Below are 19,262 nucleotides of genomic sequence, written 5' to 3'. Positions count from 1 at the left end.
CGGCCGGCACTACCGGCCGGAAATGCAGCCGAGCGTGGCTCGGCTCTACAATACCGCGTCTCTTTTTGCCGGATCTCTCCCATGAAACTGCCTGCCGCCTGGCTGTGCTGCCTGTTGCTGACCTCGCCGGCCTGGGCCGCGGACACCGTGGTCACCGGCAAGGTGTATCTGGAGCGCGACGGCAAACCGGGGCGTGGTGCGACCGATCCGGGCCTGTCCGGAGTGCAGGTCTCCAACGGTGAGACCATCGTCAGGACCGCCGCCGATGGCAGTTACAGCCTGCCGGTGCGTGACGGCCAGACCGTGTTCGTGATCAAGCCCGATGCGTATTCGTTCCCGAAGGCGGCCGATGGCCTGCCCTCGTTCTGGCGCCACTATCGCCCGAGCGGCTCGCCGGCGCTGAAGTACGGCGGCATCGCCGCGACCGGCGACGTCACCCGCAACTGGGATTTCGCCCTGCAGTCGGACCGCCATGACAGCCGTCGTGGCTTCCAGATGCTGGTGTTCACTGATTCGCAGACCGCCAGCCTGAAGGACATCGGCTACTACCAGCAGTCGATCGTGGCGCCGCTGGTCGGGCAGACCAAGGCACGCATGGGCACCACCCTGGGCGACATCGTCAACGACGACCTGACCCTGTACCCGGCGATCAACAAGGTCACCACCGAACTCGGCGTGCCGTGGTTCCATGTGCCGGGCAACCACGACCTCGACTTCGATGCGGCCAGCGATGCGCATTCGCTGGACAGCTGGCGCAACATCTATGGTCCGGACACCTACGCGGTGGAAGAGGGCGGCGCCAGTTTCGTGTTCCTGGACGACGTGGTGTACGACCCCAAGGCCAGCCCGAAGTACGTCGGTGGCCTGCGCGAAGACCAGTTCGCCTTCCTCGCCAGCTACCTGAAGGGCCTGCACAAGGACCGCCTGCTGGTGCTGGGCATGCACATCCCGCTGTTCGACGCGGCACCGGGGCGGGAGACCTTCCGCCACGCCGACCGCCAGCGCCTGTTCGACCTGCTGAAGGACTTCCGCAACGTGCTGGTGCTCAGCGGCCACAGCCACACCCAGCAGCACGTGTACCACGGCAAGGCCGACGGCTGGAACGGCGACAAGCCGCTGCATGAGTACAACGTCGGTGCCAACTGCGGTGCGTTCTGGTCCGGGGTGAAGAATGCCGCCGGCGTGCCGGACAGCACGATGAGCGATGGCACGCCGAAGGGCTATGCGCTGCTCGACGTGGCCGGCAACGGCAGCTACCGGTTGCAGTACCGGGTGGCGGGCAAGCCGGCCAGCGAGCAGATCGGCCTGCATGCACCCAAGGTGCTGCGCCAGGGGGCCTACCCGGCGTGGGGCGTGTACGCCAACGTGTACATGGGCGAAGATGCCAGCGTGGTCGAGTACCGCATCGATGGTGGCGCCTGGCAGCCGATGAAGCAGGTCAGCCAGCCCGATCCGCGCCTGATGGTGGAGAACGTGGCCGACGACCTGGCCGACAGCCTGCGCGGCTACGACCGCTCACCGGAGGCCACCGCATCGCCACACCTCTGGCGCGGTGCGCTGCCGACCGACCTGGCGGTGGGCGGCCACAAGGTTGAGGTACGCTCCACCCAGCCCGATGGCGCGGTGTTCACCGCGACCACCCGCTACAGCCTGCAGGCCGCCCAGCCCTGATCCCGCACCACCGTTCCAGCGAAAGGACCCCGCATGGATATCCGCTTCATGGCCGGCACCACGCCGGTCACCCTCAGCCGCCACTGGTTCACCGGCGCGATGCTGCTGCAGAGCGCCACCGAGAAAGTCTGGGTGCAGCATCCGCTGCATCCGGGCACCCACTTCTCGTTCTCGCTGGTACAGTCGTGGCTGCGACATATCGCCGGCCACGAAGTGCTGGTCGAGCGCACCCGGCCGCTGTTGTTCGCCGGCTTCCGCCCGCAACGACTGCGCGTGCTGGTGGACGGCGTGCAGGTGGCCGAGCAGGAAGGCATGTAGGCCAACCTGAACCGCCGTCGCGCTAGGCAAAGCGGCCCCGATGCCTGAGAATCGGGGCGATTCAATCGATCCAAGCAGGCCAGCGTGACCATCGCAGCAGCGTCCCCGGTTTCCTCCGACTCCACCTGCGGCGGTTTTCCGCGCCGCCTGGTCGTCGCCGATGTTGGCGGCACCTTCGCCCGCCTTGCGCTGGCTGAAACCGCACCTGGCAGGGCGCCGTCGTTGGGCAGCCACCGCACCTATGCCTGTGCCGAGCATCCCAGCCTGGCCGCGATCCTGGCTGACTTCACCGCAGGCCTCGGCCAGCCGGTGCAGACCGCAGTGGTCGCCATCGCCGGCCTGCTCGATGGCGACGTGCTGATCAATTCCAACCTGCCGTGGACGGTGTCGCTCGCAGCCACGCGCGCGCAGTCCGGGCTGCGCGAACTGCAGCTGATCAATGATTTCGAGGCGGTGGCGTTGGCCATTCCCTTCCTTCAGCCCGACACGCTGGTGCCGCTGAATGGCGACGCGGATCCGGCGCAGGCGTTCCCGGCACTGGTGCTGGGCGCCGGTACCGGCCTGGGTGCTGCGCTGCGCTTCGCCGATGGCGAGCGCCCGGTGCTGGCCAGCGAAATCGGCCATGCCGCGCTCGGCGCCGGCAATGCGCTGGAGCTGCAGGTGCTGGGCAAGCTGCTGCAGCGCTGGCCGCATGTGGACAACGAGCGCGTGCTGTCCGGCAGTGGCCTGATGAACCTGTATCCGTGCCTGTGCGAGCTGCGCGGCGTCACCCCGGTGTGGAGCAGCACCGAGGCACTGATCGGCGCCGCGCGCAGCGGAGAAGACGCGCTGGCGGTGGAGACACTGCAGGTGTTCTGTGCCTGGCTGGGCAGCCTGGCCGGCGACGCAGCGATCGCCGTCGGTGCGCGTTCGGTGTACCTGGCCGGGGGTATTTCCGCGCATGTGCAGGATTTCCTGGCCGATGGCCGCTTCCGTGAGCGCTTCCTCAACAAGGGCGTGCTGACCGAGGTGCTGCGCCAGGTGCCGGTATGGCGCGTGGAGCACGGCCAGCTGGGCGTGCTCGGTGCAGCGGTCTGGCACGCCGCACGGCAGCCCACGCACGACTGATCGTCGGGGCCGGCATCGGGCCGGCCGCGCATTGCAGACTGGGAGGGGATGATGGTGGATCGCAGGCAGTTCCTGCAGGCCGGTGCACTGGCCGCGGGCATGGCGGCCTTGCCGGGCGTGCATGCACGCACGCAGGGTGGGGCCAGGGTGGTTTCCACCTGGGACTTCGGCGTGCCGGCCAACCAGGCCGCATGGAAGGTGCTGTCGCAGGGCGGCAGCGCGCTGGATGCGGTGGAAGCGGGCGCACGCTGGGCCGAGAGCGAGCTGTGCAATCCCACCGTCGGCCATTGCGGCAACCCCGATCGCGACGGCGTGCTCAGCCTGGACGCGAGCATCATGGATGGCGATGGCCGTTGTGGCGCGGTGGCCGCGCTGGTCGACATCCTGCATCCGGTGTCGGTGGCCCGCAAAGTGATGGAAAACAGCCCGCACGTGCTGCTGGTCGGCGAGGGCGCGCAGCAGTTCGCGGTGCAGCAGGGGTTCGAGCGCAAGCATCTGCTGACCCCGCAGGCTGAAGCGGCCTGGCGCGAGTGGCTGAAGACCGAGAAGTACCAGCCGCAGATCAACGCCGAGCGGCGAGGCATTCCCGGTAACAGCGACAACCACGACACCATCGGCATGCTGGCGCTGGATGCCCAAGGCCGCCTGGCCGGTGCGTGCACCACCAGTGGCATGGCCTGGAAGCTGCACGGCCGGGTCGGCGACAGCCCGATCATCGGTGCTGGCCTGTATGTCGACAACGACGTCGGAGCGGCCACTGCCTCGGGCGTGGGCGAGGAGATGATCCGCAACGCCGCCTCGTTCCTGGTGGTCGAGCTGATGCGCCAGGGGCGTTCGCCGGCGCAGGCCTGCCGCGAGGCGATCGACCGCGTCGTACGCAAGCGGCCTGAAGCGAGCAAGACCTTGCAGGTCTGCTTCCTGGCGATGAACAAGCAGGGCGAGGTCGGTGCCTACGCGCTGCATCGCGGCTTCGTCTACGCGGTGTGCGATGCGCAGCGCCAGGATGACCTGCGCGACTCGCCGTCGATCTACACGAGCAGCCAGGCGTGAGCACGCGGCTGACCCTGGAGGTCGCCAGCAATTCGTTGGCCTCGGCACTGGCCGCGCAGGCCGGCGGCGCCGACCGCATCGAGCTGTTCGACAACCTGGCCGAGGGCGGCACCACGCCGTCCTTCGCCAGCATCGCGATTGCCCGCGAACGCCTGTCGATCCCGCTGTTCGTGCTGGTGCGGCCACGCCCGGGCGACTTCCACTACGACGCGCTGGAAACCGAACTGATGCTGCGTGACATCGCGCAGTGCCGCGCGCTGGGCTGCGATGGCGTGGTGATCGGTGCGCTGGACGTGCAGGGTGGCATCGACCTGGCGCTCTGCCGCGAGCTGGTCCAGGCCGCCGGGCCGTTGCAGGTGACCTTCCATCGCGCCTTCGATGCGGCCCGCGATCTGTCGGCGGCGCTGGAGCAGGTGATCGGGCTGGGCTGCCAGCGCGTGCTGACCTCGGGCGGCCAGGTCAGCGCCGAAGCGGGCGTGGATATGCTCGCCGGTCTGGTCACCCAGGCGGCAGGCCGCATCACGGTGATGGCCGGTGCGGGCCTGGGGCCGGCCAACATCGCCACCGTGGCACGACGGAGTGGCTGTACTGAACTGCACGCGTCCGCAAAAGGCCTGCGCCGCTCGGCGATGCAGTTCCAGAACCCGGCGCTGCGCGGTCTGGACCCGGACTGGAGCCAGACCAGCACCGCGACCGTGGCCGCACTGCGTCAGGCACTGGACGGCTGATCGCAGGGCCGGGGTCGGTTCCCTTCGCAGAGGGGCTCCGACCCCGCTGCCGAACGCGCACCCCTTGCCGAAAAGTGACGCTTCTGACGTGCGCGGATCGCCAGTCCGTCTGCCAAACAGCGGAACGCGGGGGCATCCATGTTTCCGTGTAGACGATCAAGCGGGGATTGTTGACAGTGGGTCCGACTCCCCGTGGCAATGGCCCTCCTTCCGCATGTCTCGACTGCTCTTGCTGCTTCTCTGTCTGCTGCCCACCGCCGCAATAGCTGGAGAGGAGGGACGGCCCCCACTGTTGACCTGGACGGCGGCCGGACCGGAGGGAGGCGGCATGGACGCTGTGCTGGACGGCGTGACGCTAGCCGCTGCTGCTACTGGCGCGTTCGTCGACACGCGCGTACATCGAATCGGGAAGAAGCGCTTCCGTGCGCTATATCAGGTGTTCGATTCAAACGCCTCCAACCCGATGGGGCACTGTGGGGCGGGGCGCGAGATCCGTTTGTTCGTCTACGATTTGACCTCGCCGAAGCCCATTGAACGCGGCCGGATCCTGGTCAGCAGCTGCCTCGAATCCGTGTCCCTCGCCAGCCAGAACGCAGGGCGACCCCACAGTGAATCCGACTTTTCCTCGGTCATCTGGCGTGACGACGGGTTCACCATCGACTGGTGGGGTAACGAACCCGGAGGCGATACGTCGAGCCACTACGCCCTCCGAAATGGCCGCTTCGTCCCAACTCGCTCGGGTGAGGGGAATCGCTGAGGCGGACAAAACCGTTCCGCGCGCGGCTGTCGTGACCGTGTCACGTCTTCGTGCGCCGGTCTCTCAATGATGTTTCGCAACCCTTTGATTGTTCTGCGTAGAGGGAGCCGTTAACGGCATTCCCCCGGTCATTGCTGCATCGCCGCATGCCCGGTGTGGTTCAGCTGTGCTTTAGTTTGGATCGATCCACAGGGGAGGTGCCGTATCGGTCGTGAACCGATCCAGGCGCCTGGATCCGTCGTAGTGCCGCGCCACCGTCCGCCCGTGCGTCCACATCTTCGAAGAGCAACCACCCATGGCTCAGATCGTCCACAAGCGTCGTCACCTCCTGTCCCAGGCCCTGATCCTGGCCCTGTTGCCGCTGGCAGCCAGCGCACAGGAAGCCGCCAGCCCCTCCACCCAGGATCTCGACGCGGTCACCGTTACCGGCACGCGCATCAAGCGCGCCGCGGTCGAAGGCCCGGCCCCGGTCAACGTGATCACCGCGCAGCAGATCCAGAAAGAGGGCTTCGTCAGCGTGTATGACGCGCTGAAGACGCTTACCGAAGCGACCGGTACCGTCGAAGCGGCCTCGCAGTGGGGTTCGCACACGCCCAACGCCAGCGGGCTGAATCTGCGCGGGATGGGGCCGAACCGCTCGCTGCTGCTGGTCAACGGCCGCCGCGTGGCCGATTACCCGCTGCCGTACGGCGGCGAAACCAACTTCTCCAACTACGGCAACATTCCGGCCGCGGCGGTGGAGCGGATCGAAGTGCTGACCGGTGGCGCCTCGGCCATCTATGGCTCGGATGCGATCGCCGGCGTGGTCAACGTCATCCTCAAGACCAACTACGACGGTGACGAAGTGCGCGTGCGCGGCGGCACCTCCACCGAAGGCGGACGCGATACCTGGGACCTGTCCTGGGCCGGCGGCAGGACAGGGGACAACTGGAGCGTGACCTATGCGTTGCAGTACACCAAGCGCGATCCGTTGTTCGGCCGTGATCGCCCGCAGATGGACGATGCCGATGATGCACCGTATGCGTCCTGGAACATGGAGCAGCGCAAGGTCGGCTTCCGTCCCACGGCCGGGCTGGCGCTGATCGATCCGACGACGGGCCAGCGCCTGGCGCCACCCACCGGTACCTGCGAGAAGTTCGACGGTGAGTACTACACGGCCGATCGGCTGGTCTACAACTACGCCGCCAACCGCATCACCAACACCGGCCGCCTGTGCGGCATGAGCGCCGACTACGCCAACTGGCTGCTCACCGGTGGTGCCGAGAACGTGTCCGGCAACCTGTATGCCACCTTCGATTTCAGCAGCGACCTGCAGGCCTGGACCAACCTGGCGGTGTACCGCTCCGAAGCGATCTGGGGCACCAATCCACCCAGCGTCTCGCTGATCGACGATGCCAACGGCTATTACTGGGACGCCAACCGTAACCGGCCGATCCTGGGCGTGCGCCAGTTCACCCCGAACGAGGTCGGCGGCCTGGATACGCTGCGCAACACCAATCGTGAACTGTCCTGGGACTGGAGCGCCGGCCTGCGTGGCCGCCTCGCCGACCGCTTCGACTGGAGCGCGACGGTGGGGCGTTCCTATTACCGCGTGGAAGAACGGCAGAACGTGGTCGACGAGCAGAAGTCGTACGATTATTTCCTCGGCCCGCGCCTGGGCACCACCGCCGATGGCGAGGCGATCTACGCGCTGAACGAGTCGCGCTGGTGGAACCCGCTGACGCCGGACCAGTACTGGCAGATGGGTACGGTGGCGAGGAACCGCGCGTCATCGTGGGTCAACCAGGCCTCGGCGGACATCACCGGTGAGCTGTTCCAGGGCTGGGCGGGCCCGATCTCGTTCGCCGCCGTGGCCGAAGTGGCGCAGCAGGGCTATCACCTCAGCCCGGACCCGCGCGCCGGTATCGACTTCGACCTGCAGAACGTTGACCGCGGTGGCGGCGAACGCACCCGCTATTCGGCCGGCGTCGAGTTCAAGATTCCGCTGCTGGACAGCGTGACCGCCACCGCAGCCGCGCGCTACGACCGCTACGGCAACTACAAGGCCGATGACAGCAGCCAGGCGCTGGACATCGGCAGCCAGAAGGAAACCACCTGGAACGTTGGCCTGGAATGGCGTCCGGTCGAATCGCTGCTGGTGCGTGGCTCGTATGCCACCAGTTTCCATGCGCCGGACATGCATTACCTGCTGGGCCAGCCGAGCAGTTCCGAAGTGCAGACCTATGACCGCCTGCGCTGCATCCAGAGCGGTGCCTACCTGGTCAACAACTGCGGGGTGGGCAACACCGATGTCTGGTACACCTTCGACGTGAACCGGCGCGGCACGCCGCTGCTGCGCTCGGAGACCGGCGATTCGTGGACGGTCGGCTTTGTCTGGGACGTGATGCCCAACCTGTCGGTCAGCGCCGACTACTGGGCGATCAAGCTGGAAGACATGATCGTCGACGTCGGCGCCGACGAGGTGCTGGCCAGCGAGGCCGGCTGCCTGACCGGCAAGAACATCGATGGCACGCCGTGGGCCAATCCGGCCGGTGGCGACTATTGCGCCGGCATCCTGGCCCGCGTGAACCGTGACAGCAGTGGCCGGCTGGTGTCGATCGAGCGCGGCCCGTTCAACCTGGCCAGCCGCGAAGTGCGCGGCATCGACCTGACCGCGCGTTACCGGCTGGAAACCGCCCAGTGGGGCAGCTTCCAGCTTGGGGTGAACTACACCAACCAGATCTCGACCAAGGAACAGCGCTACGCCGCCGATCCGAATCCGGAACGCCGCGACCGCGACCTGCGCAGCAAGCTGCGCGCGAGCCTGGCCTGGCAACGCGGCAACTGGAACGCCAACGTGTATGCCGACCGCATCGGTTCGGTGCCGGGCGTGCGTTACCACTGGGGCACCGATCGTCTGGACAACCCTGGCGGCTGCCTGCCGTTCGCCGACGGTTATGTGCCCAGTGACAGTCCGTCGCTGAACTGCGTGGAACCGGCACGGTTGCCGGATGGCTCGGTGAACCCGAACCCCAATGCCGGCCAGCAGACCTCGCGCTACTTCGGCCGGGTCGGGCCGTTCATCACCTGGAACGTCAACGTGGGCTATCAGGTAACCGAGCACGCCAAGGTCAATGTCTACGTCAACAACGTGTTCAATTCGGCCAGCTGGAACCACAAGGACCCGTACAAGCTGGACTATGACTTCGCCCCGACCCGCCTGCTGAGCGCGGTCGGCCGCGAGTTCGCACTGGAGTATGTGTTCACCTTCTGAGGCGAGCTGCCGCCGGCGATGGATCCACGCCATGCGTGGATCTGGCCATGCACGGACGTGGATGCCGGGTGCCATTCAGGAACTGCGGACAGGCTGGATTTGACCTTCCCACGATGGCAAGGTTTAGCCTGTCCGCATCCAGAAGGAATCCCGGGAATCCGATCATGAGCACGCCACGCGCCACTGCCGTCCCCACTAGCGCCCCGATCAGCCTGCCGATCGAGGGCATGACCTGCGCCAGCTGCGTGGGCAGGGTCGAAGCGGCACTGTCCAGGGTCGAGGGCGTGGGAAGTGTCGCGGTGAACCTGGCCACCGAGCGGGCGGACATCCGCCCGTCGGGCCCGGTCGATCGCGCAGCGCTGATCCAGGCGGTGGAGCGGGCGGGCTATGACGTGCCCGCCGGTACCACTGAGCTGGCGGTGGAGGGCATGACCTGCGCGTCCTGCGTCGGCCGGGTCGAACGTGCGCTGCTGGCCGTGCCCGGCGTCAGCCAGGCCAGCGTGAACCTGGCCACCGAGCGCGCCACGGTGGGCGGCGTGGCGGATGCTGCGGCGCTGGTCGCCGCGATCGACAAGGCCGGCTATGACGCACGCGTGATCGAGGCGGGTGTGCAGTCCGATGACGAAGCGGCGGAAAAGAAGGATGCCGAGCGCGCGGAGCTGAAGCGCGATCTCATCCTGGCCGCCGCGCTGGCACTGCCGGTGTTCGTGCTGGAGATGGGCTCGCACCTGATCCCCGGCATGCACGCATGGGTGATGTCCACGATCGGCATGCAGGCCAGCTGGTACCTGCAGTTCGTGCTGACCGCGCTGGTGCTGGCCGTTCCCGGTCGTCGCTTCTACCAGAAGGGCGTGCCCGCGTTGCTGCGGCGTGCGCCGGACATGAACTCGCTGGTGGCGGTGGGTACCGCCGCGGCATTCGGTTACTCGGTGGTGGCGACCTTCCTGCCAAGGCTGCTGCCGGCGGGCACGGTGAACGTCTACTACGAAGCGGCGGCGGTGATCGTCGCGCTGATCCTGCTCGGCCGCTTCCTCGAGGCGCGTGCCAAGGGCCGTACCTCCGAGGCGATCAAGCGCTTGGTCAATCTGCAGGCCAAGGTCGCCCATGTGATCCGTGACGGCCGAACGGTGGATGTCCCGGTCAATGAAGTGCTGAGCGGCGACGTGGTGGAAGTGCGTCCGGGCGAGCGCGTGCCGGTGGACGGCGAGGTGGTCGAAGGCCGCAGCTTCATCGACGAGTCGATGATCAGCGGCGAGCCGGTCCCGGTCGGGAAGCAGCCGGGCAGCAGCGTGGTCGGCGGCACCGTCAACCAGACGGGCGCACTGACGGTGCGCGCCACGGCGGTGGGCGCGCAGACCATGCTGGCGCAGATCATCCGCATGGTGGAACAGGCGCAGGGCTCGAAGCTGCCGATCCAGGCGGTGGTCGACAAGGTCACCCTGTGGTTCGTGCCGGCGGTGATGCTGGCCGCGCTGGCGACCTTCGTGGTCTGGTTGATCTTGGGCCCGTCACCGGCGCTGAGCTTCGCGCTGGTCAATGCGGTGGCGGTGCTGATCATTGCCTGCCCTTGCGCGATGGGACTGGCCACGCCGACCTCGATCATGGTCGGTACCGGCCGTGGCGCCGAGATGGGCGTGCTGTTCCGCAAGGGCGAGGCACTGCAGCTGCTGAAGGATGCGCGGGTGGTGGCGGTGGACAAGACCGGCACGCTGACCGAAGGCCGCCCGCGCCTGACCGACTTCGAGATCACCGGTGGCTTCGATCGCAGCACGGTGCTGGCGGCAGTTGCCGCCGTGGAATCGCGCTCGGAGCATCCGGTTGCCCGCGCCATCGTCGATGCAGTCATCGAGCAGGGCATCGCGCTGCCGTCGATGGTCGACTTCGAATCGGTCACCGGCATGGGCGTGCGGGCCAGCGTGGATGGTGCGCGGGTGGAGGTCGGTGCCGATCGCTTCATGCGCGACATCGGCGTGGACATCACTGTGTTTGCGACGCTGGCGGCAGCGCTGGGCACCCAGGGCAAGTCGCCGCTGTATGCCGCCATCGACGGTCGCCTGGCCGCGATCATCGCGGTATCCGATCCGATCAAACCGAGCACGCCGGCCGCAATCGCGGCATTGCATCAGCTCGGCCTGAAGGTGGCGATGATCACCGGTGACAACGCCGGGACCGCGCAGGCGATCGCGCGCCAGCTGGGCATCGACGAGGTCGTGGCCGAGGTGCTGCCGGAAGGCAAGGTCGAAGCGGTGCGTCGCTTGAAGTCCACCTACGGCCAGATCGCCTTCGTCGGCGACGGTATCAATGACGCGCCAGCACTGGCCGAGGCCGATGTCGGCCTGGCCATTGGCACCGGTACCGATATCGCGGTGGAATCGGCTGATGTGGTGCTGATGTCGGGCAACCTGCAGGGCGTACCGAACGCCATTGCGCTATCGAAGGCGACGCTGGGCAACATCCGGCAGAACCTGTTCTGGGCCTTCGCCTACAACACCGCGTTGATTCCGGTGGCCGCCGGCGTGCTGTACCCGGTCTGGGGCGTGCTGCTGTCGCCGGTGTTGGCGGCCGGTGCGATGGCGCTGTCCAGTGTGTTCGTGCTGGGCAACGCACTGCGCCTGCGCCGCTTCCAGCCACCGATGGCCGATGCCGCCGCTGCGACCCAATGAAGGAGATCCGCATGAACATCGGTGAAGCCGCCAAGGCCTCCAGCGTGTCGGCGAAGATGATCCGCTACTACGAACAGATCGGCCTGATTCCTGCGGCGGATAGAACGGAGTCGGGCTATCGGGCGTATTCGCAGGCCGACATCCATCGCCTGCGCTTCATCCGCCGCGCGCGCGATCTCGGCTTCCAGGTGGCCGAGATCGGCGACCTGCTGGGCCTGTGGAACGACACGTCGCGCCACAGTGCCGATGTCAAGCAGCTGGCCGAGCAGCACATCGCCGACCTGGAACAGCGCATCGAGCACATGCGGCAGATGGCCGATACGCTGAAATCGCTGATCCGCTGCTGTGCCGGCGATGAGCGCCCGGAATGCCCGATCCTGCAGCGGCTGGGTGAAGACGATGAGGCTCCGCTGCCGGTGGAAGCGGCCAAGACCGGCGCGGTGCGCCGCCGCGCGCGCAAGCACTGAGTTTTCATGTTCGCATGCATTGAAAAGCCCGCCCTGTGACAGTGCACGGGGCGGGCTTCGTTGTGGATGCCGGGCAGGGGATCAGGCGCTGCGCGGCGGGAAACCTGCATCGTTCACCGCGGCGAACACCTGTTCCTGCGACGCGGTGGTCTGCACCTTGACCAGGCCGCTCGGCGGGTCAGCGACTACGCGGGCGTTCGGATCGATCTGCTGGATCGCGCGGGTCACGCTGCGTGCGCAGCCGCCGCAGGTCATGCCGTCGACATGGAATTCCATCTGTGGCTCCTTCGATGCTCTTGGGACAGGGCCAGTGTGCACCTTCCAACGATGGCAGGGTCAAGCGCCGGACTGAACGGCGGCCAAGGGGCCCATGAACATGCATCCATGAAAAACGGCAGCCACCTGTACCAGCGTGGCTGCCGTGGAGGACCCTCCCCGCCGGAACGGGGCGAGAGCGCGCCGGGCAGGCCCGGCGCCGCCTCAGAACTTCCAGTTCACGCCGAAATACAGCTGGCGGCCGGCGTACAGGTTGGACAGCAGGCGGGCCTGGCTGTCGTTGCCGATGTAGCTGCGCAGCTCGGACTTGGTGGCGTTCAGCACGGCGGCGGTCACCGTCCAGTCCGGGGTGAGGTTGTAGGCCACGTTCAGGTCAAGCTGGCTGTACGGCTTGGTGTAGGTGGTCATGCCATTGTTCAGGCCGCCGACCACTTCACCGCGACGGTTGTACGAGGCACGCGCCAGGAACTTGTCGTTCTCGTAGAACACGGTGACGTTGGCCTGGTTCTTGGCGCTGCCGACCAGCGGCGAGGAGCCGATTTCCTCGCCGTCCAGCACGATCGAGGCCAGATTGGTGTCGTTGTAGGTGTAGTTGGCCTGCACACCCAGGCCGAAGTCGAAGGTGTACTGGCCATACAGTTCCACGCCCTGCGAAACGCCATCGCGGCCGTTGGCCTGGGTCTCGTACTTCTGCACGGTGACCGACTGCCCGCCGACGTTCATCTGCTGGTCGCGTACCACCGGCACGGTGAAGTTGTCCACGTTCTTGCGGAACAGCGAAACACCCGCGACGGCGCCCGGCTTGAAGTACCACTCCAGGCCCAAGTCGAACTGGACCGCCTTGAACGGCTCCAGCGCCTTGTTGCTGCCCGAGCCGTACCAGCCGGGCGTGTCGGTGCCGCCGGTGACACGGCGATCGTTGGCGTACTCCTCGCTGATGTAACGCAGGCCACCGGGGTAGGCGATGCTGGTGTAGCTCGGGCGCGCGACCACCTTCGATGCTGCGCCGCGCAGCACCAGGTTGTCGGTGATGTCCCAGGCGATGTTGAAGCTGGGCAGCACGTCGGTATAGGTCTTTTCCAGCGACGACAGCGCGTACACCTTGTCGCGCACCTGGGCGTCGGGCAGGCGGACGAAGCCACCCTGGCAGCGCAGGTTCGGATCGGCGGCCGGATCATCGCAGCTCATCGGTGCGCCGCTGGCGTTATCGACGAAGTAGTCGTTGAAGCGCTCGACCGAGTCGCTGGACTGGGCGAACTGCTTGGTGCGCACCACGCGCACGCCGACGTTGCCGCGCACGCGCTCGGTGCGGAAGTTGGCCTGGAAGTAACCGGAGTAGATCTTCTCGTTGACGTCGTAGACGAAGTCTTCCTCGGTGCGGTTGTGCGAGCCGCCGTAGGTCTTGTTCAGGTAATCGATGTAGGCCGGGTAGTTGATGCCCGGGAACACATTGGCGTTGAAGGCGCCGGTGATGTTGCTGATCGGGTTGGACAGGAAGAAGCCCGGCTGCGCGTTGCCAGCGGTCGGATCGCAACCGGCCTGGTAGCGGTTGTTGTCATAGTCGGACGGGTCCAGGCCCGGGCACACCCAGTAGGTGTTGCCGGTGTTGCGGTGGACCTTGCCGTCGCGGTACTTGGCGCCGAACTGGATCGAGTCCAGCCAACCCGCCTCGAACAGCTTGGTGACGTCTGCCTGGAAGTAGTTCTGCTTGACTTCGGTCTGCATCCAAGACGAATCGGTGGAACCGGTATCGACTTCGGCGATGCCGGCCATCAGCTGCTGCTGCAGGTCGGGCGAGAACTGCACCGACGGCGTCCCGGTGAGGTCCCACGCGGTGTACTGGTTGCCGGACTGCCACTGGTTGCCAACCTTGCGGCGCGGCTTGGCCGACATGCGGAAGTTCATCGACGGGCCACCTTCGGACCAGGTGCGGCCGCCGGTGAACGAGGCTTTCCAGAGCGGGCTGATGTCCCAGTCAATGGTCAGGTCCGCAGTCTGCGACAGCGCCTTTTCCTTGCTGTAGCCGCCGGTGAGCTGCGGGGTGGGGATGGTGCAGTCGTCCGGGCCCCAGCCACCGGGCTTGAGGCCGGCCGCAGCCGCTTCATCCTCGCTGCAGTAGTAGGTCTTGCCGGCCAGCTTCTGGTACTGCGCGCCGGTGACGATGCTGCCGCTCGGATCGAAGTCGAGGCCATTGAGCAGGCGGCCGCCGGCCCAGTTGCCGTCCTGGTTGTAGCGGGCCAGGTTCCATTCCGGCACCTTCAGCATGTTCTGGGTGTAGTCACCCTGCAGTTCGAAGCGGAAGTAGTTGGCCGTCATCGTGACGTTGTCGACCGGCTTGAACTGGAAGGTCAGCTGCCCGCCCTTGCGTTCGCGCTTCTCTTCCTTCACCGCGAAGTTCACCGAGGTCGGCATGAAGAACTCGCTGTAGTTCTTGCCTGTCTGGTTGTTGAAGCCGGACTGGCCCCACCAGTAGTGGATGCCATCCTGCTCCAGCAGGTTGCCGTTGGCATCGCGGGCGGTAGTGCCGTTGCCGTACCACTGGTAGTCCTCGGTGCTGGCTTCCATGGTGCGGGTAGTGCGCTTCTGCTGGGTCACGCCGACCAGCACGCCGAAGCGCTCGTCCTTGCTGTGCCAGGAATACAGCGCCGACACCTGCGGATCGACGTCGTGGCTGGTGTCGGAGGTGGTGCCCTCCAGGTTCACGTAGCCGGAGTTGGATTCCATGTCGAGCGGACGGCGGGTATGCAGGATGACCGTGCCGCCGATGCCGCCTTCGTCGATGCGGGCTTCCGGCGACTTGAACAGCTCGGCGCTGGACAGCATGTTCGACGGCAGCAGGGTGTAGTTGAAGGAGCGGGTCGCTTCGTTGTTGGTCTCCGACGAGGCGACGAAGTTGCCGTTCAACTGGGTCAGGGTCAGGTCCGGTGCAAGGCCGCGCACGCTGACGCTCTTGCCTTCGCCACCGCTGCGGGTGATGACCACGCCGGGCACGCGCTGCAGGGCGTCGGCCACGTTCTTGTCGGGGAACTTGCCGACGTCTTCGGCGGTGATCACTTCGACCACGGCGTTGGCATCGCGCTTCTGCTCGAGGCTCTTTTCAATGGCGTAGCGGTAGCCGGTGACCTGGACGCTGTCCAGAGTCGTGGCGTCCTGCGTGCCGGTGGACGCGGCCTGCTGCGCGGCGGCGCCTGCCGGAATGACGGCGGCAGCCAGGGCCAGCGCGATGGCCAGCGACAATGCGTCCTGGCCGTGCGTACGTGTTGAATGCTTCATTCCCATCTCTCCCTCTCTCCTGGATTGATCCGGTGACGTGGCACGGACAACTTGAATCGATCTAATTTGAAGTGACTTTGCGGCGGTCGCCATGCAGTGGCAGTAGCACCGCGCGTGTGGCCTGGTACGTCCTGTTGCTGCTCCCCCAACTCCCGGCCATCGCAGCGTCGTCTTGGATCGATCTAAGCGATGGGCGGGCGATTTTTAGCACGGGTCGCCCGCAGGTGCATGCTGCTGCGCAATATGGTACTGGCGTGGCGAAGGGATGACGGTTTGCTGAAATCAGTGAAATCGTTTTCGTGCGCAGGGGAGGGGGGTCGGCAGGGCTGCGCCCTGCACCCGGGTCGTGCCGGCCGCTGGCCGGCAACAGCCAAAGCCAAAGCCAAAGCGGCTCGGGGTTGTCTGTGGGTTGGCGGGGCGGTGTGGACTGGTAGGACACGCCGTAAACCCCCCTCCGGAGTCCGGCCCAGCCGCTGGCGACTGGGCGTTCGGGCGCTTGTGAAGCAGTGCTTCGCAAGCAAAGCGCCCTCACCCGTGGGGGCTCGATGGCGCCATCCATGGCGCCAACGGTCCTGCCAGCCCACACCGCCCCACCTTTGACAGTTTCCCGGTGACGGTTGGATTGATCCTGGAGCGACATGGGGTCGTGGGGTCAGATCCGTTTTCCGTTGGAAAAATGGATCTGACCCCGGATTGATTTCGATATCCGACAGAGATTCATCCACGCATGGCGTGGATCCATCCACAGATCACGGAGATCTGTCGAAGGCGGGGTGGGTCCGGTTGCGGGGGTGTCCGCGGCATGGATGCCGCGGCCAAGCCCCCAGGGATGGGTTTACGGCGTCCCCCGCAACCGGACCCACCCCGCCATTCCACGGATCGCCGGCTTTTGCTGTTGCTTCGGCTGTTGCTTCTGGGGTTGCCGGCCAGCAGCCGGCAGTACGCGCGGGTGCAGGGCGCAGCCCTGCCGAACCCCCTCATGCTGCGCCGCAGAATGCATTCGGCTGAACCCGCATGCTCTACTTGAATCGATCTAAATTCACGGTCGCACGGGTCGGGCGTCATTCCAGGGGGAGCTCTCTGCAGGTCAGGGCAGGGCTCAGCGGAACGCTGCCGGACGGCCCCGGCCGTCTGCCTCCGCGCCATCGACTACAGGAACCCGACATGCGTCCAGTGCCGTCCGCTCCCGCCGTCCCATCATCCTCGCGCCCGCTGGTGCGCCTGGCCTGCCTGCTTGCGCTGTCGGCGGCGCCGATGCTGCTGCAGGCCGCGCCGGCAGCGCTGGAGCGCGAGGTCAACACCTTCATCGGCAGCAAGGACGATGGCAACACGTTCCCGGGTGCGTCGGCACCGTTCGGCCTGATCCAGGTCAGCCCGATCGGCAGCCACTACTCGGGCTGGCGCTATGACGATGAGAAGATCCGCGGGTTCGGCCACTCCTTCCTGTCCGGCGCGGGTTGCTGGGAACAGGGCGGCCAGGTGTCTGTGCTGCCGGTGACCGGCTCGATCGGTCCGGGCGGTGATTTCGATACCGGCAACGCCAAGCAGTTCGACCACAAGGCCTATGCCTCGGCTTACACCCATGACGGCGAGGTCGGCCAGGCCGGCTACTACAAGGTGCGCCTGACCAGCTACGGCGGCATCGATGCCGAGGCGACCGCGCGTACCCGTGCCGCGGCCGAGCGCTACACCTTCAGCCAGCGCAGTGGCGATGGCCACGTGCTGGTCAACGTCGGCCAGGCCAACGAGCGCCATTCGGTGATCGGCAGCGTGGTCGATGTGGTCGGCGACCGCGTGGTCGAGGGCAAGCTGGTCACCAAGAGTTTCTGCGGCGGCCATCAGTACACCACCTGGTTCCGCATCGAGTTCGACCGCCCGTTCAAGGCGCATGGCACCTGGGGCGAGGGCGGTGGCCTGCCGGGCGCGCGCCACAGCATGGAAGGCGAGCAGAAGCCGAACGGTGCCTGGCTCAGCTTCGACCTGGCCAAGGGCCAGTCGGTGACGGCAGTCAGCGCGATCTCGCACGTGGATGCCGAAGGCGCGCGCACCAACCTGCGCGCGGAAGGCATGCAGGGTGGGGCGCTGCTCGGCTTCGACCGCATGCGCGCGCTGTCCCAGCAGGCCTGGCGTGAGCAGTTGGGCCGGGTGCGCGTGCAGGGCGGCACCGCCGATGACCGCACCGTGTTCTACAGCGCGGTCTACCACGCGCTGCTGCAGCCGATGACCGGCAACGACGCCGATGGCCGCTACCGCGGCTATGACGATGGCATCCACCGTGCCGATGGCTGGACCTACTACGAGTACTTCTCGCTGTGGGATACCTACCGTGCGCAGAACCAGTGGCTGGCACTGACCCGCCCGGACGTGGCGCGCGACATCGGCCGCACCCTGCTGGCGATCGATGAGCAGGGCGGTTGGCTGCCGCGTTGGGGCTATGCCAACTTCGAGACCAACATCATGACCGGCGATCCGGTCACCCCGTTCATGGTCGACCTGTGGCGCTTCGGTGCGCTCAAGGGGCGTGAATCGCAGGCCTGGGATGCGCTGCGCCGCAATGCCTTCGGTACGCCGCCGCTGAACTCGCGCATGGCCGGCCGCTCCGGCAACCCGACCTACCTGGACAAGGGCTACGTGGCCTATGACCGTGCATTCCCGTCCAAGGGCATGGACGTCGATCCGCACCACGGTGGTTCGGCCACGCTGGAGTACGCGCTGGCCGACTGCGCGCTCTCGCAGATGGCCGATGGCCTGGGCCACGCCCAGGATGCGGCGACGCTGCGTGAGCGCGGCCGCAACTGGCGCAAGGTGTGGGATCCGCAGGTGCGCGATGCCGAGACCGGCTTCACCGGGTTCCCGCGCCCGCGCACCGAGGATGGCCAGTGGTACACCCCGTCCGACGGCCATTACAGCCCGCGTTCGCACCACGGCTTCCACGAGGGCACGGCGTGGCAGTACCAGTGGCTGGCGCAGCAGGACGTGCCGGGCCTGGTCGAAGCGATGGATGGCCGCGAACAGGCGGGCCGCCGCCTCGATGCGTTCTTCGCGATGGACGCGCTGCAGGCCGACCCGCTCAACGCCGCGCGCAAGGCGTGGGTGGTCGGGCCGTACAGCTACTACAACCAGTTCCGCTACAACCCGAACAATGAGCCGGACCTGCATTCGCCGTGGCTTTATACGCTGATCGGCCAGCCGTGGAAGACCGCGGCCGTGGTGCGTGCGGCGCAGCAGCTGTTCACCAATGCCCCCAACGGCGTGACCGGCAACGATGACCTTGGCACGATGTCGGCCTGGTACCTGTTCAGCGCCATCGGCGTGTACCCGGCGGTGCCGGGCAGCGGCCAGTTCCTGCTGCACACCCCGCGTTTCAGCAAGGTGGAAGTGGACATGGGCAACGGCCGCACCCTGCGCATCGACGCGCCGGGCGCCGATGGCCGCCGCCTGCAGTACGTGCAGGGCGTGCAGGTCGATGGCCAGGCGCATGCACCGGTGTGGCTGGACTGGAGCCGCCTGCAGCAGGGCCCGCGCGTGCGCTTTGCGCTGGATGCGAAGGTGCCGGAGCAGGGCTGGGGCACGGCGGTGAAGGACCTGCCGGTATCCTGGTGCGCGGCACCGGGCAGCCAGCTGCGCTGAGCCGGACTGTGCCGTTCGCGGTGACCCAGCGAACGGCACGGCACGACACGGCCCTGATCCATTAGGCTT

At 66.9% G+C, this 19,262-nt stretch carries 12 protein-coding genes; 10 read left to right on the top strand and 2 right to left on the bottom strand.

Going from position 1 to position 19,262, the window contains the following annotated elements; all coding sequences use genetic code 11:
- The first annotated feature begins 81 nt into the window (after window positions 1-81).
- From BLS66_RS16435 to cueR, 9 genes are all read left to right on the top strand, one after another.
- A complete protein-coding gene (locus BLS66_RS16435; RefSeq protein WP_074726337.1) occupies window positions 82-1,671 on the top strand; it encodes a calcineurin-like phosphoesterase C-terminal domain-containing protein in 1,590 nt (529 codons plus the stop codon).
- 33 nt (window positions 1,672-1,704) lie between these two features.
- Window positions 1,705-1,989, top strand: a complete 285-nt coding sequence (locus BLS66_RS16430) for a hypothetical protein (RefSeq protein ID WP_005409434.1) — start codon at window positions 1,705-1,707, stop codon at window positions 1,987-1,989.
- A gap of 84 nt (window positions 1,990-2,073) precedes the next feature.
- The gene (locus tag BLS66_RS16425; RefSeq protein WP_074726336.1) at window positions 2,074-3,096 is read left to right on the top strand and encodes a glucokinase; all 1,023 of its coding nucleotides are present in this window, start codon (window positions 2,074-2,076) and stop codon (window positions 3,094-3,096) included.
- Window positions 3,097-3,147: 51 nt separating this feature from the next.
- Entirely contained in the window at window positions 3,148-4,146 is a 999-nt protein-coding gene (locus BLS66_RS16420; RefSeq protein ID WP_074726363.1) for a glycosylasparaginase, read from the top strand.
- Window positions 4,143-4,874 (top strand): copper homeostasis protein CutC, encoded by a 732-nt coding sequence (locus BLS66_RS16415; protein ID WP_064238373.1) that lies wholly within the window; start codon window positions 4,143-4,145, stop codon window positions 4,872-4,874. The genes BLS66_RS16420 and BLS66_RS16415 overlap by 4 nt, the downstream gene beginning before the upstream one ends.
- A gap of 328 nt (window positions 4,875-5,202) precedes the next feature.
- Complete coding sequence (locus tag BLS66_RS16410) at window positions 5,203-5,631, top strand: hypothetical protein (RefSeq protein ID WP_083348180.1); 429 nt, start codon at window positions 5,203-5,205, stop codon at window positions 5,629-5,631.
- A gap of 295 nt (window positions 5,632-5,926) precedes the next feature.
- Window positions 5,927-8,884, top strand: coding sequence for a TonB-dependent receptor plug domain-containing protein (locus tag BLS66_RS16405; protein ID WP_074726334.1), 2,958 nt, complete (start codon window positions 5,927-5,929; stop codon window positions 8,882-8,884).
- Window positions 8,885-9,048: 164 nt separating this feature from the next.
- Entirely contained in the window at window positions 9,049-11,547 is a 2,499-nt protein-coding gene (locus BLS66_RS16400) for a heavy metal translocating P-type ATPase (protein WP_074726333.1), read from the top strand.
- 11 nt (window positions 11,548-11,558) lie between these two features.
- On the top strand, window positions 11,559-12,014 hold the full coding sequence (cueR, locus tag BLS66_RS16395; protein ID WP_049471344.1) for a Cu(I)-responsive transcriptional regulator: 456 nt from the start codon (window positions 11,559-11,561) through the stop codon (window positions 12,012-12,014).
- Window positions 12,015-12,095: 81 nt separating this feature from the next.
- Here cueR and BLS66_RS16390 read toward each other — a convergent pair whose 3' ends face one another.
- On the bottom strand, window positions 12,096-12,290 hold the full coding sequence (locus BLS66_RS16390; RefSeq protein ID WP_049471345.1) for a heavy-metal-associated domain-containing protein: 195 nt from the start codon (window positions 12,288-12,290) through the stop codon (window positions 12,096-12,098).
- A gap of 204 nt (window positions 12,291-12,494) precedes the next feature.
- The gene (locus tag BLS66_RS16385; protein WP_049471347.1) at window positions 12,495-15,569 is read right to left on the bottom strand and encodes a TonB-dependent receptor; all 3,075 of its coding nucleotides are present in this window, start codon (window positions 15,567-15,569) and stop codon (window positions 12,495-12,497) included.
- Between the two features lie 1,158 nt (window positions 15,570-16,727).
- On the opposite strand from BLS66_RS16385, the gene BLS66_RS16380 reads away from it, so the two are divergent.
- The gene (locus BLS66_RS16380; RefSeq protein WP_064238379.1) at window positions 16,728-19,193 is read left to right on the top strand and encodes a GH92 family glycosyl hydrolase; all 2,466 of its coding nucleotides are present in this window, start codon (window positions 16,728-16,730) and stop codon (window positions 19,191-19,193) included.
- The last annotated feature ends 69 nt before the right edge of the window (window positions 19,194-19,262 follow it).

The sequence above is a fragment of the Stenotrophomonas pavanii genome (assembly GCF_900101175.1).
In the GTDB taxonomy this organism is placed as follows: domain Bacteria; phylum Pseudomonadota; class Gammaproteobacteria; order Xanthomonadales; family Xanthomonadaceae; genus Stenotrophomonas; species Stenotrophomonas pavanii.
This window is presented reverse-complemented; position numbering and strand designations above follow the sequence as displayed.

Coding starts and splice junctions, on each gene's coding strand:
- cueR (WP_049471344.1), top strand. CDS start 11,559: ATGAACATCGGTGAAGCCGCCAAGGCCTCCAGCGTGTCGGCGAAGATG.
- BLS66_RS16380 (WP_064238379.1), top strand. CDS start 16,728: ATGCGTCCAGTGCCGTCCGCTCCCGCCGTCCCATCATCCTCGCGCCCG.
- BLS66_RS16410 (WP_083348180.1), top strand. CDS start 5,203: ATGGACGCTGTGCTGGACGGCGTGACGCTAGCCGCTGCTGCTACTGGC.
- BLS66_RS16435 (WP_074726337.1), top strand. CDS start 82: ATGAAACTGCCTGCCGCCTGGCTGTGCTGCCTGTTGCTGACCTCGCCG.
- BLS66_RS16405 (WP_074726334.1), top strand. CDS start 5,927: ATGGCTCAGATCGTCCACAAGCGTCGTCACCTCCTGTCCCAGGCCCTG.
- BLS66_RS16430 (WP_005409434.1), top strand. CDS start 1,705: ATGGATATCCGCTTCATGGCCGGCACCACGCCGGTCACCCTCAGCCGC.
- BLS66_RS16385 (WP_049471347.1), bottom strand. CDS start 15,569: ATGGGAATGAAGCATTCAACACGTACGCACGGCCAGGACGCATTGTCG.
- BLS66_RS16390 (WP_049471345.1), bottom strand. CDS start 12,290: ATGGAATTCCATGTCGACGGCATGACCTGCGGCGGCTGCGCACGCAGC.
- BLS66_RS16400 (WP_074726333.1), top strand. CDS start 9,049: ATGAGCACGCCACGCGCCACTGCCGTCCCCACTAGCGCCCCGATCAGC.
- BLS66_RS16420 (WP_074726363.1), top strand. CDS start 3,148: ATGGTGGATCGCAGGCAGTTCCTGCAGGCCGGTGCACTGGCCGCGGGC.